The organism is Anaerohalosphaera lusitana (genome assembly GCF_002007645.1).
Taxonomy (GTDB): domain Bacteria; phylum Planctomycetota; class Phycisphaerae; order Sedimentisphaerales; family Anaerohalosphaeraceae; genus Anaerohalosphaera; species Anaerohalosphaera lusitana.
Map to the genome: position 1 here is coordinate 1205167 of NZ_CP019791.1, position 17649 is coordinate 1222815.

A 17649-nucleotide genomic window follows, 5' to 3' on the forward strand; every position below is an offset into this window, starting at 1 on the left:
GCATTGAAGGTAGTGAAGTGTGAAAACCGTCAGAAGTGGAGCGGAAAATCTTTGACAAATGCTTTCTGAAAACTATTCTGGTCGTATATGGCAAGTTTTTGTGCGATGAGAAAGGAAGTGGATGGGTTTCAGAGATCAAGAAAAGCAAAGATATGCACAGCTAAAAAGCAGTCTGTTTTCAGAAGCAGCGCAACCTGAGGGTGTCTACCGAAACATACCGCGTACTTTTTGCCTGCCTGAAGAGTGCTCATCGGAAAATCTTCATATGTCTATCAGAAAAGATGCTCTTGACTACTTCAGGAGACGCAACATTCCCTGGCATGATGGGTTTGCAGATACAGAAGGCAAACAGAAGGCCTTGCCCAGCAATCATCTGTGTTGTTCACAGTCAATGTGTGTAAATTCATTATTTCCAATGACGCGAGACAAACGTCTGTTTGAGCGTGTATTTAGGGTGTTTTTCCCAGAACTTAAAGAAGCTCTGACTTTTGAAGCTGACCAGGAGGATGGTGAAAATGCTGTCCCCTACCTTTGCTTTGAGTTTGTTGGAGAAAAAACGCATTTTGAAGGAGAACGGTCTTGGCCTCAGCGGGGCGCAAATTGCACAAGTCTGGATTTTGCGTTCCTGTTCGAGCAGTTCGACGGCAAAAGGCACTTGGTGCTCGGTGAGTGGAAGTATACAGAGGAATATCTGCGCTGCAAGCTTCCTACCGCTGGAGACTACAACAAGACCCGGCTGGCGACATATAAGGAAGATTTCCACAAGTCCCAACTGAACCACGGTAAGTTGCCAAACTACACAGACTATTTTGTAGAACCCTTCTACCAACTCATGCGGCAAAGTTTGCTGGCTAGCAAAATGCAGGCAGCTGGAGAGCTTGGTGCCGATATTGTGACTCATTTGCATGTATCTCCTAAGGCCAATCGTCAGCTTGCATATACCTTTACATCGCCTGAATTTGCCGCTCATGGAGCCACCGTATTTGATGCATGGAAAAAACTGGTCGGCCCGGATACTTTCTGCAATATCCATTCAGAGAATTTGCTCACTGCAATTGAGCAATGCTGCTCAAACGATTGGTCTCACTGGCTGCTTAAGCGGTATGGCTGGTGGAGATAGATATGAGGTGCTAAACAGATGACAAGGTGACAATTTGTTCTCTAGGAGGAACTTGTGTCAAGAAACTGTCAATTATACCTTCCCTTACGCGAAGCCAACCGCAGGAAAATTGGCGGCAATACTGTAATTCAAGTTGCAGAGCCAGCCCAAATTTGCGATCTTACTTTCCAGAAGACGGCTAAAAGTGCGTACTTATACAACGACTCATTGGGCCGCGAATTTGCGATTTACCCGCCTAGGACAAAGCAGAGTCATTCAGAGGTGCCGTGCCAATTACGCATCTGCCAGGATGCGATAGGCCCAGAGGACCTTACCTGTGACACAAAATTAAAGTGGTTGCAGCATCCAGCAGATGATTGGGTTGCAGATCCAAAGTCAATTGTTAAAGAATGGCAGGGACATTTTCGCTTTATACAAGAGGATGAGAAAAGTGGCACGGTGGGGCTGCGGGAACCACAGATTGGCGCAATTCATGCTACTGCCGCCCATTGGACGTTAAGAAGTAATCCAGTGACAGTTGTAATGCCGACGGGCACAGGCAAAACTGAGACAATGCTGTCGCTGCTGGTTTATGCTCAATGTCCTAGGCTGCTTGTAGTGGTCCCCTCCGATGCATTAAGATCGCAGCTATTTACCAAGTTTCAGTCACTTGGTTGCTTGCGAAAAATACAGGCAATACCGCATGGCATCCCGAATCCTTGTACAGGATTGCTTAAAAGAGGGATTCATGACGAGCAAGAAGCCAGAGATTTTGCTAATTGCTGCAATGTTATTGTTGCTACAGCTAGCATTCTAAATAGTTGTGACGAGGCGTCTCGCAAAGCCTTAGCTGGAGAATGTACTCATCTTTTTGTTGACGAGGCACATCATCTAGGGGCCAAAACTTGGCAGCACATTAAAGACTTGTTCGAAGAAAAACATGTGGTGCAATTCACAGCTACTCCTTTCAGGCGTGATGGTAAGCGTTTCAGTGGCAAACTGGTCTACAATTATCCGCTTGGGCGGGCGCAGAAAGCAGGCTACTTCAAGTATGTAGATTTATGCCCTGTTGATGAAATAGATGAAGCTGCATCAGATAGGAAGATCGCCGAAAGAACCATTGCCAAACTTCGAGAAGATTTGGAGAAGACGTTAGACCACCTTGTTCTTGCCCGTGTAAAAAATATAAGTGATGTCGAAAACGTGGTCAGCATTTACAATGAAATTGCACCTGAGTTTAATGCTATTGGAATTCACTCACAAGTATCACAAACAGAAAAGTTGAAGTGTCTTGAAAAACTTGAGAACCGGAAGTCACGAATTCTAGTTTGTGTTGACATGTTTGGCGAAGGGTTCGATCTTCCGAATTTAAAAATAGCAGCTATGCACGAAATTCACAGGAGTTTGCCAATCACATTGCAGTTTGTGGGTAGATTTACCCGTAAAGCATCTTCCGTTGGGGATGCTTCTGTGGTTGTAAATGTAGCAAATCCTAGTGTAGATAAGGAATTGCAAGCACTGTATGCTGAGGATGCCAATTGGAATGAACTCTTACGGCGACAAAGTGAATCAAAGATAGAAGAAGAAGTTCGTCTCCAGGAACTTATAGACAGTTTTGAAGGCACTCTACCCGATGAGCTTCCTCTCTGGAATTTGCGGCCAACGATGTCGGCACTTATGTTTACTGCCGAAGAAGCAAAATGGCAGCCGGAGAAACTTCTTGAGGTTCTTCCGTCGACCGAAGTCCAGTGGCATGCAATAAATCCAAGCGAAAAGATCATTGTCGTCGTGTTCGCAAAAAAGGATGATGTGAAATGGGGACGGTATAAAGACATTAGGGATTGGACGTGGCATCTTATAGTGGCTAACTGGAATGACGAACTCGGCTTACTATTCCTTCATGCTAGCAATTATGGTGTACTAAATACCCGAAGAGCAGCATGTGCCATAATTGGAGATGACGCTAAGCTGGTGAATGGATTACGTGTCTGTCGAGCTTTCAGTAACATTGAGAGGCCTATGGTGAAGAATCTTGGTGCGTCCAGGACAGGCACAGTTCGTTACACAATGTATTTTGGTCCTGACGTGTCTGCAGGGCTTTCTCTAATTGAAAAGTCTGAAGCTAGTCTAAATAATCTATTTGGATGGGGATACGAAAATGGCAGTCGAATAACTCAGGGGTGTTCTTTCAAAAAAGGAAAACTGTGGTCTGTTACTGGAGGCACAATTAATGATTGGCAACAGTGGTGTTGCGGTGTAGGAAGTAAAGTTATCGATGAAAATATTGATGAAAATGAAATTACATCTGGTTTTTTAAAACCTCAAGAATTAGAAGCTAGGCCGCGAAAAGTGCCAGTAGAAGTAGAATGGGGTGAGGATATTTTGCGATCTGCTGAAGATCGAGTAATTATCCGCCAAGGAGAAGATGAATTCCGGTTAAATGAAGTTGATATTGTAATTGATAGCCACTCTGATGAGGGGCCATATAAATTTAAAATTATAAGTCCAAAGTCTGAAAGTGTATATAATTTTCAAATCGGTGGGTCACAAGGTTTTAGCTATTCTTTAATTGCAGGTTTAGAAATAGAAATCAAAAAATCTAGTGGAGAATTCAATTCACTTGCTGATTGGTGCATGCGTGATCCACTATTGTTTATGTATGCTGACGGTGCTTTTTCATATAATAATTTTCTTGTAGAAGCTGAATGCCAGGGTGAATTTGATGCAGACTCTATTGAGACGTTAGATTGGGCGACTGTAGATATTAAAAGGGAGTCAGAAGGACAAGACAAAAGAAAAGATTCAATACAGTACAAAATGATTGAGAACATATGGGACGATTATGATGTGATCTTCAATGACGATGATTCAGGAGAAGCGGCTGATATCATTGCTATAAGACGTGAAAGTAATGACCAAGTGACTTTGTGCTTAGTCCATTGCAAATATTCGTTGCACGATCAAATTGGTGCGAGAGTGGATGACTTCTACCAGCTCTGCGGTCAAGCCCAGAAATGCATCAAATGGAAGCACGGTGGAATGAAAGCATTGCTTGAGCACATGAAAAGTCGTCATAACAAGTGGAGACAACAAGGGTATAGCAGGTTTAGAAAAGGTGCTTATGGGGATGCGAGCAAACTTGAGCAATTAACGCGTCGCTCTAAATTACAGTTTGAGGTTATGGTTGTGCTGACCTGCCCCCGAATTATGTACCAGCTTCTGTTAGAGAGTTATCCTTCTCATCTGTCGTGTATTGCTGTAGCTGAGCCGTAGGCGAAGCGGAAGCAATGCACGAGGCGGCGAACTCGGCCGGGGTCGCGTAGTCCAGCCCGCTGTGCGGCCGATGGTTATTATATTCCATCCGCCACTGTTCGACAATCACTTTCGCTTCCTTAACCGAGTAAAACAATTCACGATTGAGCACCTCATCTCTGAACTTGCCGTTGAACGATTCTATAAAGCCGTTTTCCCACGGCTGACCCTTCTCGATATAAAGCGTTTCGACGTTCTTTTTGCCGAGCGTCTTCTTGATCGCATGGGCCACAAATTCCGGCCCATTGTCGCTGCGTATAAATCCAGGCACGCCTCGGACCGCAAACAAGTATTCCAGCGTTTCAACCACATCGCCCGACTTGATCGACCTGCCTACTTCTATCGTAAGCGACTCACGCGTGAACTCATCGAGCACCGTGAGAAACTTCAGGCTGCGCCCGTCCTCGCTCTGGTCGCTGACGAAATCATACGTCCAGACATGGTCCTTGTACTCGGCCTTTTGCACGCTGCAGCTGTTGTCGCTGTTGCCTTTCGATTTTCGCCCTTTGCGTCTGTGATGCACTTGTAACGCTTCCTTTCGCCATATTCGTTGAACTCGTTTGTGATTCACACGCCAGCCATGCTGACGAAGCTTGGCCGTTATAAACCTGTAGCCGTAGCACTGGTGTTCCTTTGCCAGCTCGATTATCTTGCTAGTCAGTGCCGTGTTCGTTGGCTGTTGCTGAGGTTTATACCGCTGGCTCGCTCGCGGCTGACCTATCACCTTGCATGCCCGACGCTCGGATACGGCCAGACTCTTTTGAACATGCCTGGCCGATTTGCGTCTCCGGGCCGGGCTCAGTAATTTCCCGAAAGCGCCTCCTTGAGGATGGCGTTGTCCAGTGCCTGGTCGGCAACGAGCTTTTTGAGCTGAGCGTTCTCTTTTTGCAGGGCCTTGAGCTGCTTGACCTGGTCGAGCTTCATGCGGCCGTACTGCTTGCGCCAGTTGTAGTAGGTCGCCTCGCTGATGCCCAGCTCACGGCAGGCCTGCTGGACCGTACCGCCGGAGCCGATTACAGCATCCGCCTGACGGAGCATCTTTACGATCTGTTCGGGACTGTGATTCTTGCGTTTCATAAGAGCATCCTTTCCATAAAAACTAACAAATTATAACGGATACTCTCTAATCAGCAACGGTACAGTTTTTCGGGGTCAAGCCAGTGCAGCCTGGTTTATCGAAAAGCCAAGTGTCACATTCCATTCTTAACTTACTTGGTACCACGGAGTTGTATCTCAAAAAAACAGCAGATGCAAGATTTCGTGTTATTGCTTCAGCTTAAGCTAAATATCTTCCTCGAGAATTTGTCCGTTTTCCTTCAGCCACGATCTTGCCTTTTCCATTTTTGGTGTGTGGGTGCGAACTATGCTCCAGAAATTGGCCGTGTGATTAGCTTCGAGTAAGTGCGCAAGTTCATGGACAATCACGTAGTCTACTGTGAACATCGGAGCCTTGATCAACCGCCAGTTTAGATTGACATTGTTTCTTGGAGTGCACGAACCCCACCTGTAGCGATTGTCGACTATCTTTATGTGATTGAAATTGACGCCAAGTTCTTTAGCGTGTCCGACAGCTTTAGGAAGAAGTTTTTCTTTGGCTTTAGCAATATACCAGTTCTTCAAAACCGTTTTGCGTTGATGTTGTTGCGAGCTCGGGATTAAAAATCGATTCGAAAAGCAAATTTCTTCTAGCTGCTCCACCAATTCTATACGGTACAGTTTGCCCAAATATAATGCTGATTCACCATTAACTAGCTCCTTGCCAGGTGGGTGTGGGAGATCAGAATATTTCTGACTGTGTGTTAATTTTTCAAAAACCCAAGCTTTCTTCGACTCGAGTATTTCTCCAATCCTGTCATCTGGAAGTTCAAATGGCGCGTGCACAACTACAGATTTGTCGCGTTCAACCGTGATTGTCAGCTTTTTTCGCTTCCGAGATCTTTTTACTGTGTACGCAAACTCCATCGAACTCTATTCCGCATAAAGAATGGTATCGTTTTTGTTCTCAGCGATTTCCATGGTTCTGCTTATCAGACGGTTTCTATTTTGGACTAAGCCAGGGATAGTTTGGAACTTTCTTGAAAGCAGCGTCTTTTTGATTTCAGCACGCAGTCGATTTCGGGCAGGTATGCTTTCCCAGAATCCTGTAAGTTGCAGCTCACGTTCCACAAGATTATAAATGTGTTGAGTAAGGTCGACCAATTGGCTGACCTGATCCTCATTCATTTGTCCATCAAGGTGAATTTCTCGTTTAAGCATTCGAAAGAAAGGCATCTGTTTCTTTCTATGCAGTCCATATGTTGGCTCTTTGCTTGCATTGACAATTCGCGATCTTAGCTTTTCGAGTTCCTCATAAATTTTTTGCCAATTGTCCCGGAACTCTTCAAAGATCTTTGTCAGAGCCTCTGCAAAAGAAGCTTGCAAGTCAGGATCATCATCCAACTCAATCTCCAGATGGTGGCGGATTGCATGCTCAACCTCGGCTGCTTTAGTCTTGGTTCGACTGCGATTGGCAACATCTTTTTGAAAATCTTCGTCAAGTATGGAGATCGGCTTGATTTTAACGTCAATGCCTTTGGATTCTAAATGCTCGTCTGCAATCGCCCTAAGCTTTGGGGGTACCCCTTTCATACTCAGCCGTTTGTCACGAAAATGTTTGCCCGCTAGGACATTAATCTCTGTTAATGCTTGATAGTCATTCATGTAATCTAATGCCTGACGAGCTGGGAACACGAGGTTGAGGCACTTAGTTAACTTCTTAAATGCCTGAATAAACCTGTACCGTAAATCTTCGTCATAGAAAACATCGAAGAACGCGTCATGATCGGTCAAATCAGTCAGACCATTTTCGTTCAACAGTGACATGATTTCAGCGTGGCTTTCTTTCAGATCGCGAAGTTCCTGTTCAGGGAAACTCAGTGTGTCGACAATCTCTTTCTGCTCACGTTCATCATATGCATCTATCGCTTTTTTAAGATGATGACCAATCCCCACGTAGTCTACGACGAACCCTTTTTCCTTTGTTTCATCGCTTACGCGGTTAACGCGAGCAATGGCCTGTAAAAGATTATGAGCTACGACCACTTTGTCGAGATACATGACCTGCTCAACGGGTGCATCAAAACCTGTTAATAGCATATTATTGACGATGAGAATTCCGATATCGCCTTTTATGCCTTCATCCTCATTGCCAAAAGCCAGTTTAAAGCTCTTTATGCTGGCGTCATGCTTAGACTTATCGCTATATGCCTTCAGATGTGGTAAGTCGTTATGTCCGCCAGAAATAACAACGTCTGTCTTCAGTCTTCGCAACTGATCCAAATCCAGCTTGTTCGGATTTGATTGCTCTAGACATGAGACTGCTTCAGATAATGCTGTGTCAATAGCGTCCTTGTATCTTACAGCTGCTTCACGAGATGTTGCCACTACCTGGGCTTTGTATCCGTTAGGGTAAACATGCGTTAAGTAGTGTGTCACCATGTCTTTGGCTTTGGCTACTATTGTATCCTTAGCTTCAAGATAAGCCTGCCGTGATCCATAGCCCAGAACCTTTAGCCTTTCCTGCAGATTATAGTCACTGAAAACATCTTGAAACTGGGAATCCATAGCCTGCTGATCGGCCACTTCAGCGTTGTGAGTGCGTCCTTCATATACGATTTCAAGTGTCACGCCATCATCTATAGATTGACGCATAGTGTACTTATCAATGTAGTCACCGAAGACCCGTTCGGTCTTATCGATTGGTGTCCCTGTATAGCCGATCTTGGCTGCGTTAGGGATACCTTTATCGAGATTAGCTGCGAGTAGTTTGTATTGAGAGCGATGAGCTTCATCCGTCATCACTAAGATATTTGGGCTTGTATTCAGCTCCGGAAAAGTTTCGACCAGATCTACTTCCCTGAACTTATGAATCATAGCCATCACCAAGTCCGAAGTATCGGTTCTCAGTAACTCCTTTAATCGCCTTATCCTATCTGCGACTTTTACAGTGAAACCGATGCTCTGGCTTGTCTCAGTAAGTTGTTCTTCCAGCTGAGTTCGGTCGGTAACAAAAACAACTTTCCAGTGTGACAGATTGGCATGCCTATACATCTCGCGTACCATAAACATCATGGTGAGAGACTTTCCTGATCCTTGTGTGTGCCAGACAATGCCGCTGCGCTCGCGGGGACTTTTTCCGGCTAGGAGTCGCTTAACTGCAAGCTTCACAGCTCTAAATTGCTGATACCGCCCGACAATTTTGATAGCCTGCCCTTTGTCGTTTGTAGAAAACAATGTAAACGTGCGTATAAGGCTCAGTAAATTTTCATGGTCAAGCATTCCGGCCACAAGTCGTTGCTGGTCATTCGGACCGCTGGTTCCATGTTCCAGTTCATCCACACTGCGGGGATAAGGATCAGCCCAGCGATAGAAATATTTTTCACTGTGCGTTGTTATGGTGCCGAACTTGGCCTCCTGGCGACATGTGACTACAACAAACTGATTGTAATAGAATAAAGGTTTGCTTCCTTCGCCATTTGCCCCTCGCTGTTCACTGTAACGAAGTAGCTGATCGATTGCTTCAGGTATTGCGTCATTTACCTTTGGCGACTTACACTCGATGACGACTACCGGCAGGCCATTGAGAAACAGGACGACATCAGGAACAATGTGATGCTCCGTTCCCAAAACACGAACCTTGTATTGGCATACAGCAATGAAACGGTTATTCTTCTTTTCCTTAGAGTCAATGAACTTGACAGTTGGACTTTGGTCTCCGGTCTGTCGATTTTCGCTGACACTCGTATTCTCTAGAAGCAATTGCAAAAGGTGTTTGTTATTTTCAAGCAGGTTAGTTCCCGGGAAGTTAGCTGTTAGTTGCTTTACGACTTCTTCAACCTGATCGTCTTCAAGCCAGGGATTGATAACCTTCAGTTGTTCCCGCAATACTGGGGGCATAACCACTTCGGCGAAGCTTTCTCGTCCGGTATCACCAGGCTTTTGTTTTTTGTCAGTCAGGTCGATTATTTCCCAACCAAGTCCCTCAAGCTGAGCAAGCAAAGGTAGTTCGACATGGTTGCGTTCGTCGATTCTAAAACGATTTTGCTTGTCATTATGACCAGCCATACTCTCTCCTCGACTTATTAATTGCTTCCAGATGGGTCTGGCAAAGTGGGGAACAAAAGCTCTAACTTTTCTTCTTCATCACCAAGCTCAAGCTCCCACCGCTGTTCCATAAAGTTTAGCAGTTTTAGCCCGCGATTGCGAATTTGGTCCGGCCCCCACAAATCATGTTGGGAAACCTCGATTTCAGAATGTGACCCATCAGAATAGCCGTTCCGAGCCTTAGTCCCATCGTTACGAAATTTCGGATGTTTCTTCTTATTGAAGCTGTCGTTCTGTAGTGACGAATTGATGGCAGAAGAAAGTAGCAACAAATTACCAAGGCTCATTTTGTAAGCTGCTCGATCTTCCTCATCAAGCCCTTTGAAAGCTTGAAGCCAATCGTCCGTATCTGTCTGAGGGTATATGTGCTCAATACTAATTTTGTCTTTGCTAGTTTTTAGCAAGTCAGACCAGTCAACCTTCTTCTGTCGTGTTCCCGAAAGCAGGCTCAGCTCGTATTCATACAAGAAATACTTAAGCCCCGACCACTTGTAGAAGCCGCTCTCTTCATCAAAGTGCTTTTCGAGTACGCTGTACAGCTTGTCGCCATCAAAAAAACCGTCACCGTCAAACGCAAAACTTGTGCGATTTATCAGTGCTGTTTCGATATCGCTAACAGATACTTCATCGCGGTCTACGGCCCTGGCGAAATTGTAGAACTCACTACTTCGGTAGTTAGATCGGGTTGTGGTCATCCTGAATACGATGAAAATAAATCGCTCGATTTGCTTAAAGATGTGTATGCGATCTGCCTCCTCATAGACATTTTTCAAAATTGCCATTACCAGGGGCCGGAAATAGGTCATCCCAACTCTATTTAATCTCTGCAGCCAGGATTTCTCTTGCTCCGAGATGTCTTCCGCCATTTCCGGGTAAAAGGATTTGAACCAGTAAATTGATGATTCTTTTAGGCTGAGTACATAATCACGAATTTCAGTCGGCCTCAGCTCGGCAGACTTTGTCGGCGTATCTGCGTTGTTGCCACTGCCGTTATCATCTTCATTTTCGTCAAGCTCTTCTTCCCAAACTTGTTCTTCTGCCGGTTCTAGTTCAACATTATGAACGACTTTTTTATGAACTCGTCGTGGTGAAAACTGTTCATCCAAGAGGAAACGTATGTAGTCTCTGCCGGTTTTGCGTGAATACTTAAAGTACATGGTCCAATGAGCTCTTAGAAAATCGTCATCGTTGAGCGGTCGCGATTTATTTCGGCCCAACTGATAGTACACTTCTTTCCAGGCATCATTTATAGAGTCACGAAGTTCTTTCCGTGCAGCGGGATTCAATTCATCTTCAGTATATAGGGTTGTCAGATAAACCAGGCGGTTCTTTAGAAGTTCCAAATCCGACAGTTTTTTGCCGCGATTGTTCATCGTTTCGAATGCTACGAAAACATCAAATTCGTCTTTAATGATGTACTCGTTAAAAAGAAACCGTTTCGTCAAAGTACGGTACAGTGACTGCAATCCTTTAAAACCTTCTTGATCGTGCCAAGTGCTAAGCTGTTGAGAGAAAAACTGCAATGCGTTGCCCAATCTCAATGTGTAAAAAGTTTCCGAAACTGTACCAGGGGATTCTTCGTCTAAAATGCGGTATCGCATGTATTTGTAGCTTGGATTGTCAGTGGTATAGCCAAATTTATAGCTTCTGTAGTTGTCATTTGGCTTGACCATGAACAGGTACTGATCTTGGACTGACTTGATGGTTAATGACTCTGTTAAAAAGATGTTCTCGTCAGGCTGGCCGGAGTTTTCAGGGAGGTTGCGAACATGGTCGATTAAGGCTTGCAGGAATATTATGAAGGTGGTCAATCTTTGTTGCCCATCTACGATGTGATACAGTTTGAATCCGTGATCTTCGATCAGCCAGAACTCATTCTCGTCCTCTTCTAGGTTCTTTATGGGCATCTCCTTGAGAGTCAATACTCCAGTGTAATGTGACCGTTTATCAGGAAGGTTTACAAGGTCTTCCCAAAAATCCTCCAACTGGTCCAAGCCCCACGCATATCCCCTCTGGTAATCCGGCACACGGAATAGTTTGTGTGTGAACACTGTATCTAGCGATCGTGGTTCGTACATAGGTGCCTCCTAAAGAGTCAGTCAATTATTTTTGGTGATCTTGCCCTCAAGTTTTATTTTCAAGCAGTTCGGTCACGCGAACTTTACCTTTCAGAAGATCCTGCATTAAACCAGTCTTTAATGCTTTCAGCTTCTTTTTAGCCTGTACTGTATCTTCCACATACTGCCACTGCTCTGCTAAAATCAATAGAATCCGATCTTGTTCTGCTGCAGAGGGCAAGGGTATTCTCAAGTTCGTGACGTCGGGCCTTTTAATGCGTGGCGCAGTCGTGCCTGCTGTGAACATTTCCCACACACCTCTTTGTTTCGCGGATTTGAGACTATAAAATAAATACTGTTTTCGCAATATATCTGTTTGGGGCCGGAGGGCTATTACTCGACGTGTTAAAAGGTATGTCTGGTCTCCTGGCAGACAAGCCACTTCCCCTACGGGAGCTTCCGTGGTAAATATGACGTCACCTGGCTCTGGTAAGCCTCGTGTTGTCCACTTTTCGTAAACATCTTTTGTAACGTACTTTGTTATTTGCCTAACGCGATCTTCACCAATACTTTCCGCGGAAATCACCGCAACTCCATCATTTGAATGTGGTGGAGTTTTACCGCGATAATCTATAATAAATGAAATACTTTCGCCTATTGGTGTTGCCTCCCACTCGATTGGAATTCTCCCAATAGCGGACTCCTTAAACTTATGTGTTTTCTCAGAGCGGAGATCGCCGTTTTCATCAATGCCACGAGTTAGTAGGTCTTGCATCAGGCCAGTTTTTATCCGCTGCTGTTTTGCGATCAGAGCCTCGGTGTCTTCAATCGCCTGGTCAACGGTCGAAAGAACCTCTGCGATTTTGGCTTGTTCCGGCCTTGAAAAGGAGATCAATGACAGATTGGCAAAAATTTCTTTGTCGACATGAGGAATGCCGGAGCCTGAAGTCTGCGCTTTTAAAAAGTTCTCCCAGTTTTTTAAAGAGTAATTGAAGTAACCAGAATCAAATTCATCATTGTGCCGTACAACTGCCATAGTCGAAGCTAAGATACCGTTCTTTGCTCGAAAGATTTCACCTGCATTTGATCCGTCCCACAGCACTATGGTTTCGTCATCTTTCACATGGACGGCATTGAGACAGGGCTTGACAAATTCGGCATCGTCATTGCCACGTAAGTATTCAGGGGTGAGGTATCTCTCAGCACCTGCCCCATAGTAAGGTTGTTGCAGCGGAGGCTTGCCTTTGATGATAACAATGCCTTCTTTCAGAGATTGTTTTGGCTTGCTACTGTTCATACAAAATACCCGAGCTTATCAAGGAAACCATTCAGCTTCTTAAGTGTTCCCGCCCTTTTTGCTTCAAGCTGCTGGCTGGAAACAGCATATTTGTCCCAAAGGTTGTGGACTGAACTGATTAGTGCTCGTTTTTCAGTGTTAAGATACCTATCCAATTCTGATTGCACAATGTCATAGATCTTCTTGAGGATGAGTGTGCTGGCCTGATCAGCCGTCAACTGGCCTCCGATTTCTTTTAAGAGGTTGTCCGTTTTTGTAATACGTTCCTCGAGGACAGCTCTGTCTTTCTCCAGGGCGTTAATCTTTCGCTTATCAGATTTATTCTTTGGATTGAGCTCAGCAAGACGGCTGTCAACCTGCTTGATAAGGTCATACGTTTCGGTTTTGAAGTCATCGCCGCCAACACGCTTCAGCATCAACTTGTCTTCAAGTTCGACTGTTCTTTCTTTGAGCTTTGCCCTTACAGCCTTGATTTTTTTTTCAATAGCTTTGATTACTTTGTCCTGATCTTTCAAAGCTTTCAGTTCCTTTTTGCCGCTTTCACCTGCGGTATCTTTCAGGTCGTCTATGAGAGCTTTGAGCACCTTCTTTATTGCTGCAGCGGTAACCTTCTCTCCTTCGTCAGGTTCATACCCCGCGACTTCCTGAGCCGTTTCAACTGCATCTGCCAGTTCCGTTTGGAGTTCAGAGATATTGGTCTCCAGCTGTTCAATTTCATCTGCCTCAGACTGGAAGTATTCAGCAATCAAGTACTCGTCCGGGATGAGACTATGATGCCATCCGATCGATACAATGGTCTTCAGGTCAAAGCGAATTTGCTGCCACCAATTTACAAAAACGCCAGCACTCTTGAACTCATCCAATACACCAACGGGCACCAGCTTATCTTTGAGCGATGTTAATAGTTCTTGCCTGACCTCGGGCATTTTTTTGCCGCCATTGTTGGCGTGTTCAAGTTCAGCGAAGTCATCCTGTGCAACATCCCACCATTCTGTGAGAAAATCGATGTGTTTGGAAATAGTGGTTAGTAATGCCGGATCAGCTTCAATATGATCCTTTATTGATGTCCTGTTTTCGATTTCGTCTCTAAATGTCAGGTAGTTGGGTCTATCCGGTTGCAACAAGGATTTATAGGACATTTCAAACTTGCTAAATTCATCAGCGAGAGAATCTACTTCCGACTGAGGAATGCCGCCTAGCAGATGAGCCTGAACGTCTTCGGGCTCAGGTTCGGGAGTATTGTCAACGTACCTGCGGATATTTAGATTATATTCGTGCTTGCTGACGATTTCAAATTTCGCGACAAGCCTGGAATATTTGGGCAGATCAAGTTTGTGAGTGAATACATGATCAATCTTCTCGATGTCTTCGGGCCGTAGCTTGTTCTGATTCTTGCCTTCGGCATACTCACGATCAGCATTTATGAACAGTACCTTGTCACGGAGTTCCTCGGGCTTGTTCTTGTTGCATACCAGTACACATGCTGGAATGCCAGTGCCGTAAAAAAGCCCTTGTGGCAGGCTTATAACGGCCTCGATCACATCGTCCTCAACAAATATTTCCCTGATCAATTTTTCTTTGCCGCCCCTGAAAAGGACTCCGTGGGGCATAATCGTTGCCATATGGCCATCAGATTTGAGGCTTGCAAGCATGTGCTGGACAAACATGAGATCTGCTTTTTTCCCTGTCTCAGGGCACCACTCACGAAATCTACCCGGATATTTTACACTGGCGCGGCTGTAGTTTTGGGAGAACGGTGGGTTTGCCAGGACACGGTCAAATCTACGAATCTGGCCATTCTCAAGAATTTGCGGATCTTCAAGCGTATCGCCGTTCTCTATTGTGAAACGGGTGATGTTGTGAAGAATCATATTCATGTTGCAAATCGACCAGACTGTGCCGTTGGAGTCTTGGCCGTAGAGTGCAAGGTTGTCAGCATTTTGGCCTTGTTCTTCCACGTACTGATGAGATTGTATCAAAAATCCACCGGATCCGGCAGTCGGGTCGTAAACGGTATTACCCTCTTGTGGCTTTGTTAGTTGTACTAAAAGACGCACAACTTCTGCAGGGGTATAGAATTCGCCGCCTTTTTTGCCTGCGCTGTCTGCGAAATACTTGATCAGATACTCGTAAGCCGCGCCGAGCAGGTCAGGGAACTCAAAATTGTCGTTGACGAGAACAAAACGGGGGTCATTGAAGTGGTCTAAAAGATCTTTCCACTTCTGGTCTGGTATTTTTGTCTTGCCTTTAACTTCATTGAAGTTGATGTTATTCTTCAGTACGCCTGTTAGGGCATCATTTTCATCTTCAATGGCAGCGATAGCTTTATTAAGCATATTCCCGATATCATGCTTCAAATCTTTCATCGCGGGGACTAATTCGCCGTTCTCGTCTTTCCAGGATTCGTTCCACCGGGCTCGAACTGGCACAAAGAAAGTTTCGCCGTAAGATGATTTCTCCTCGAGCAGTTCATCTACCAGCTGAGGGTCAAGATGGGCATAGTCCTTTTTACGTAGTTGCTCGCGTTTTCGGTCGAATTCATCAGATAAACGTTTGATGAAAAGCATGCCAAAGATGAATTCCTTGAATTCAGAAGCATCCATCTTGCCACGTAAGATATCAGCTGCTCCCATCAAAAAGGATTCAAGCTGAGAAAGTGTGATTTTTTCGCGATTCATGGACATCCTTTTATGGCTAGTCTGGGGATACAAATGGCTCTAACAAAGTCACCAAATATATCTAAAAATGTTTGTTTTGTCAATTCCTTCTAGTGTCCAATCATGAACTGGCACCGATAGCACTTCTCATCTTTGCCCCACACAATAGGTTCGTCAGCAATCTGAAAGAACTTCCGTAGCTTTTTTGACAGCTGTTGTTTTTGCTTTTTAAGTCTGGGACTGGCCGAGCTGTTTTTCCAGCTCAATAGACCACCGCTTTCAGCGAAGATCCTCAGAGTTTCCCACTGCCTGTTAGGTTCTCCCGTATGGCGGTTTATCATGCCCATTTGTGCGAAGTTGCAAGTGTGGCTTTTTCTCCCAACCCGAATCGATACTGTGTGTCCATTGGTAAAACAAATCGATATGTCGGACCAGCAGGTACCTGCAGACATTGCAATTCCTGGCTCTGATGGTCTGGACTTCCCAAGGTCCTCCTTCACTATTTCATCCCTGAGTTGGGCGGGCGAGTACGGACATTCCTTTAGGTTTGCTGTGAACGTTTTTTTGCGCAATCGCTGTAGCAGGGCGGAAAGGTGTGCAGCCTCCCGTCGGCATTGCCGCACCAGCCTGGTTTCGGCCTGCTCATCCTCGTCATCGAGCTTGGGGTAGATTTCGTCCAGGGCTGACGCCGAATCCCTCAAACTGTTGAAACATTCCTGCAGACAAGCGGCAAGACGGTCGTGCCCCCGGAGGACAAGTTCGTTGGTAATGGCACGAATTTCATTCTGCTCTGCTCCAAGCCCCCAGTGATTGACCGGCTTGTAAACACCTTCTGCAAAATGCGATTGTGGTAACGTGTCGGACCAATTCTCGAGCTCTTCTGTCAGAGCCGTAAACAGTCCGGGACATATTGCACCAATCTGCTCATAGCGGTCAAGAGCCCGCTGATACCTCTGGTTCCAATCGACATTTCCCTTTATGCCGGTTGCTTTCATCATAATACCTTCCACCAGTTACGATTATACAACAGGCTTGGGTTTGACATGCCTAGGGCCGAGGTCGGTTCCACCTGGTAGATTTACTATTTTTTTGTTTGTGGAAGCGGCATTGCCGCATTGTGAGCAAGGTCAGGACTTATGCTTGCAGCCGACAACCCTGCCCAGTATTCTCAACTCATCATCATTGCTGATGATTATGGGTTCTAACTTTGAATTCTCCGGGACCAGCTCGATCCTCTCATTGTTGATCCGGAGCCGTTTAACAGTGACTTCGCCATTGAGAAAGGCGACTACTATATCGCCGCTTTGGGCAAGCTGCTGTCGCCTGACGATAATCAGGCTCCCATCCTTTATGCCGGCACAAATCATGCTTTCACCGGACACTTCACAGGCAAAATGCTCTCCTCTGCCCAGGGTGCGGGAATCCACCAGCACTTCACCGCAGATATTCTCTTCAGCAAAAATGGGCATTCCAGCGGCTACCGTACCGACAATCGGGACGGGCTTGAGTCGGCCTGGCCTGTTTTCGGTTCTTTTGAGTACGCGTAAGCTGCGCGGGGTCCGTCCGGTTCTCTCAATGTAACCTTTGTAAATGAGCTGATTGACCCTGTCTACCACGCTCGGGGCGGTAATACCGAATTTGTCCGCAAGTTCCTGCATGGTGGGGGGATAGCCGTTTAGATCAATAAACCGGCATATCTCGTCAAAGGCTTCCTGCTGAGGGGGAGTTATTTTTTTGATTTTGCCTCTTGGCATTGATTTCTCCAATACATTAACGCAAGGATTATAGCCCTGTCTGCAACAAGGTCAATACCTGACGGCTGTTTTTCCGGGAGAAGTCGGCGAAAAACCAAGCTGGATTTTCGCCCAACGAATTTTCGTCGGACGAAAATCCAGAAAATAAGAAAATTTGCCCTTCCAGTTTTTAGCCATAACTGCCGTACAACAAATCTTTTACGCCAACACAGGACATTCTATATCCGACGAAAATCCAGCCCTTCGGCGAAAATTCACCATTAAGGGGTGAAGGCACTTGGGCCTTTTTAACAGGACATGCTGGTCCTCGAATAAGAACGATTGAGTTTAT

At 45.4% G+C, this 17649-nt stretch carries 9 protein-coding genes and 1 pseudogene; 2 read left to right on the forward strand and 8 right to left on the reverse strand.

Translation table 11 applies throughout. The features are described 5' to 3' along the window. The first annotated feature begins 121 nt into the window (after positions 1-121). Entirely contained in the window at positions 122-1120 is a 999-nt protein-coding gene (locus STSP2_RS05090) for a PGN_0703 family putative restriction endonuclease (protein WP_146660452.1), read from the forward strand. A gap of 54 nt (positions 1121-1174) precedes the next feature. Then, on the forward strand, positions 1175-4372 hold the full coding sequence (locus tag STSP2_RS05095; RefSeq protein ID WP_146660454.1) for a DEAD/DEAH box helicase: 3198 nt from the start codon (positions 1175-1177) through the stop codon (positions 4370-4372). A gap of 34 nt (positions 4373-4406) precedes the next feature. On the opposite strand, the pseudogene STSP2_RS05100 reads toward STSP2_RS05095, so the two are convergent. The 8 genes and pseudogenes from STSP2_RS05100 to lexA form a co-directional block, all read right to left on the reverse strand. Further along, positions 4407-5488 (reverse strand): annotated as a pseudogene (locus STSP2_RS05100) (IS3 family transposase); the annotation flags it as partial. Between the two features lie 204 nt (positions 5489-5692). Continuing rightward, positions 5693-6373 (reverse strand): M48 family metallopeptidase, encoded by a 681-nt coding sequence (locus STSP2_RS05105; RefSeq protein WP_146660457.1) that lies wholly within the window; start codon positions 6371-6373, stop codon positions 5693-5695. A 6-nt stretch (positions 6374-6379) separates the two neighbouring features. Continuing rightward, entirely contained in the window at positions 6380-9514 is a 3135-nt protein-coding gene (locus STSP2_RS05110) for a type I restriction endonuclease subunit R (protein ID WP_146660465.1), read from the reverse strand. A 17-nt stretch (positions 9515-9531) separates the two neighbouring features. Further along, positions 9532-11631 carry a GmrSD restriction endonuclease domain-containing protein gene (locus STSP2_RS05115; protein ID WP_146660470.1) on the reverse strand — a complete coding sequence of 700 codons (2100 nt, stop codon included), beginning with the start codon at positions 11629-11631 and terminating at the stop codon, positions 9532-9534. A gap of 46 nt (positions 11632-11677) precedes the next feature. After that, positions 11678-12907 (reverse strand): restriction endonuclease subunit S, encoded by a 1230-nt coding sequence (locus STSP2_RS05120; RefSeq protein WP_146660477.1) that lies wholly within the window; start codon positions 12905-12907, stop codon positions 11678-11680. Beyond that, the gene (locus STSP2_RS05125) at positions 12904-15585 is read right to left on the reverse strand and encodes a type I restriction-modification system subunit M (protein ID WP_146660484.1); all 2682 of its coding nucleotides are present in this window, start codon (positions 15583-15585) and stop codon (positions 12904-12906) included. The genes STSP2_RS05120 and STSP2_RS05125 overlap by 4 nt, the downstream gene beginning before the upstream one ends. Before the next feature lie 89 nt (positions 15586-15674). Next, complete coding sequence (locus STSP2_RS05130; RefSeq protein WP_146660488.1) at positions 15675-16562, reverse strand: hypothetical protein; 888 nt, start codon at positions 16560-16562, stop codon at positions 15675-15677. Positions 16563-16691: 129 nt separating this feature from the next. After that, positions 16692-17318 (reverse strand): transcriptional repressor LexA, encoded by a 627-nt coding sequence (gene lexA, locus STSP2_RS05135; RefSeq protein ID WP_146660490.1) that lies wholly within the window; start codon positions 17316-17318, stop codon positions 16692-16694. Positions 17319-17649 lie beyond the last annotated feature (331 nt).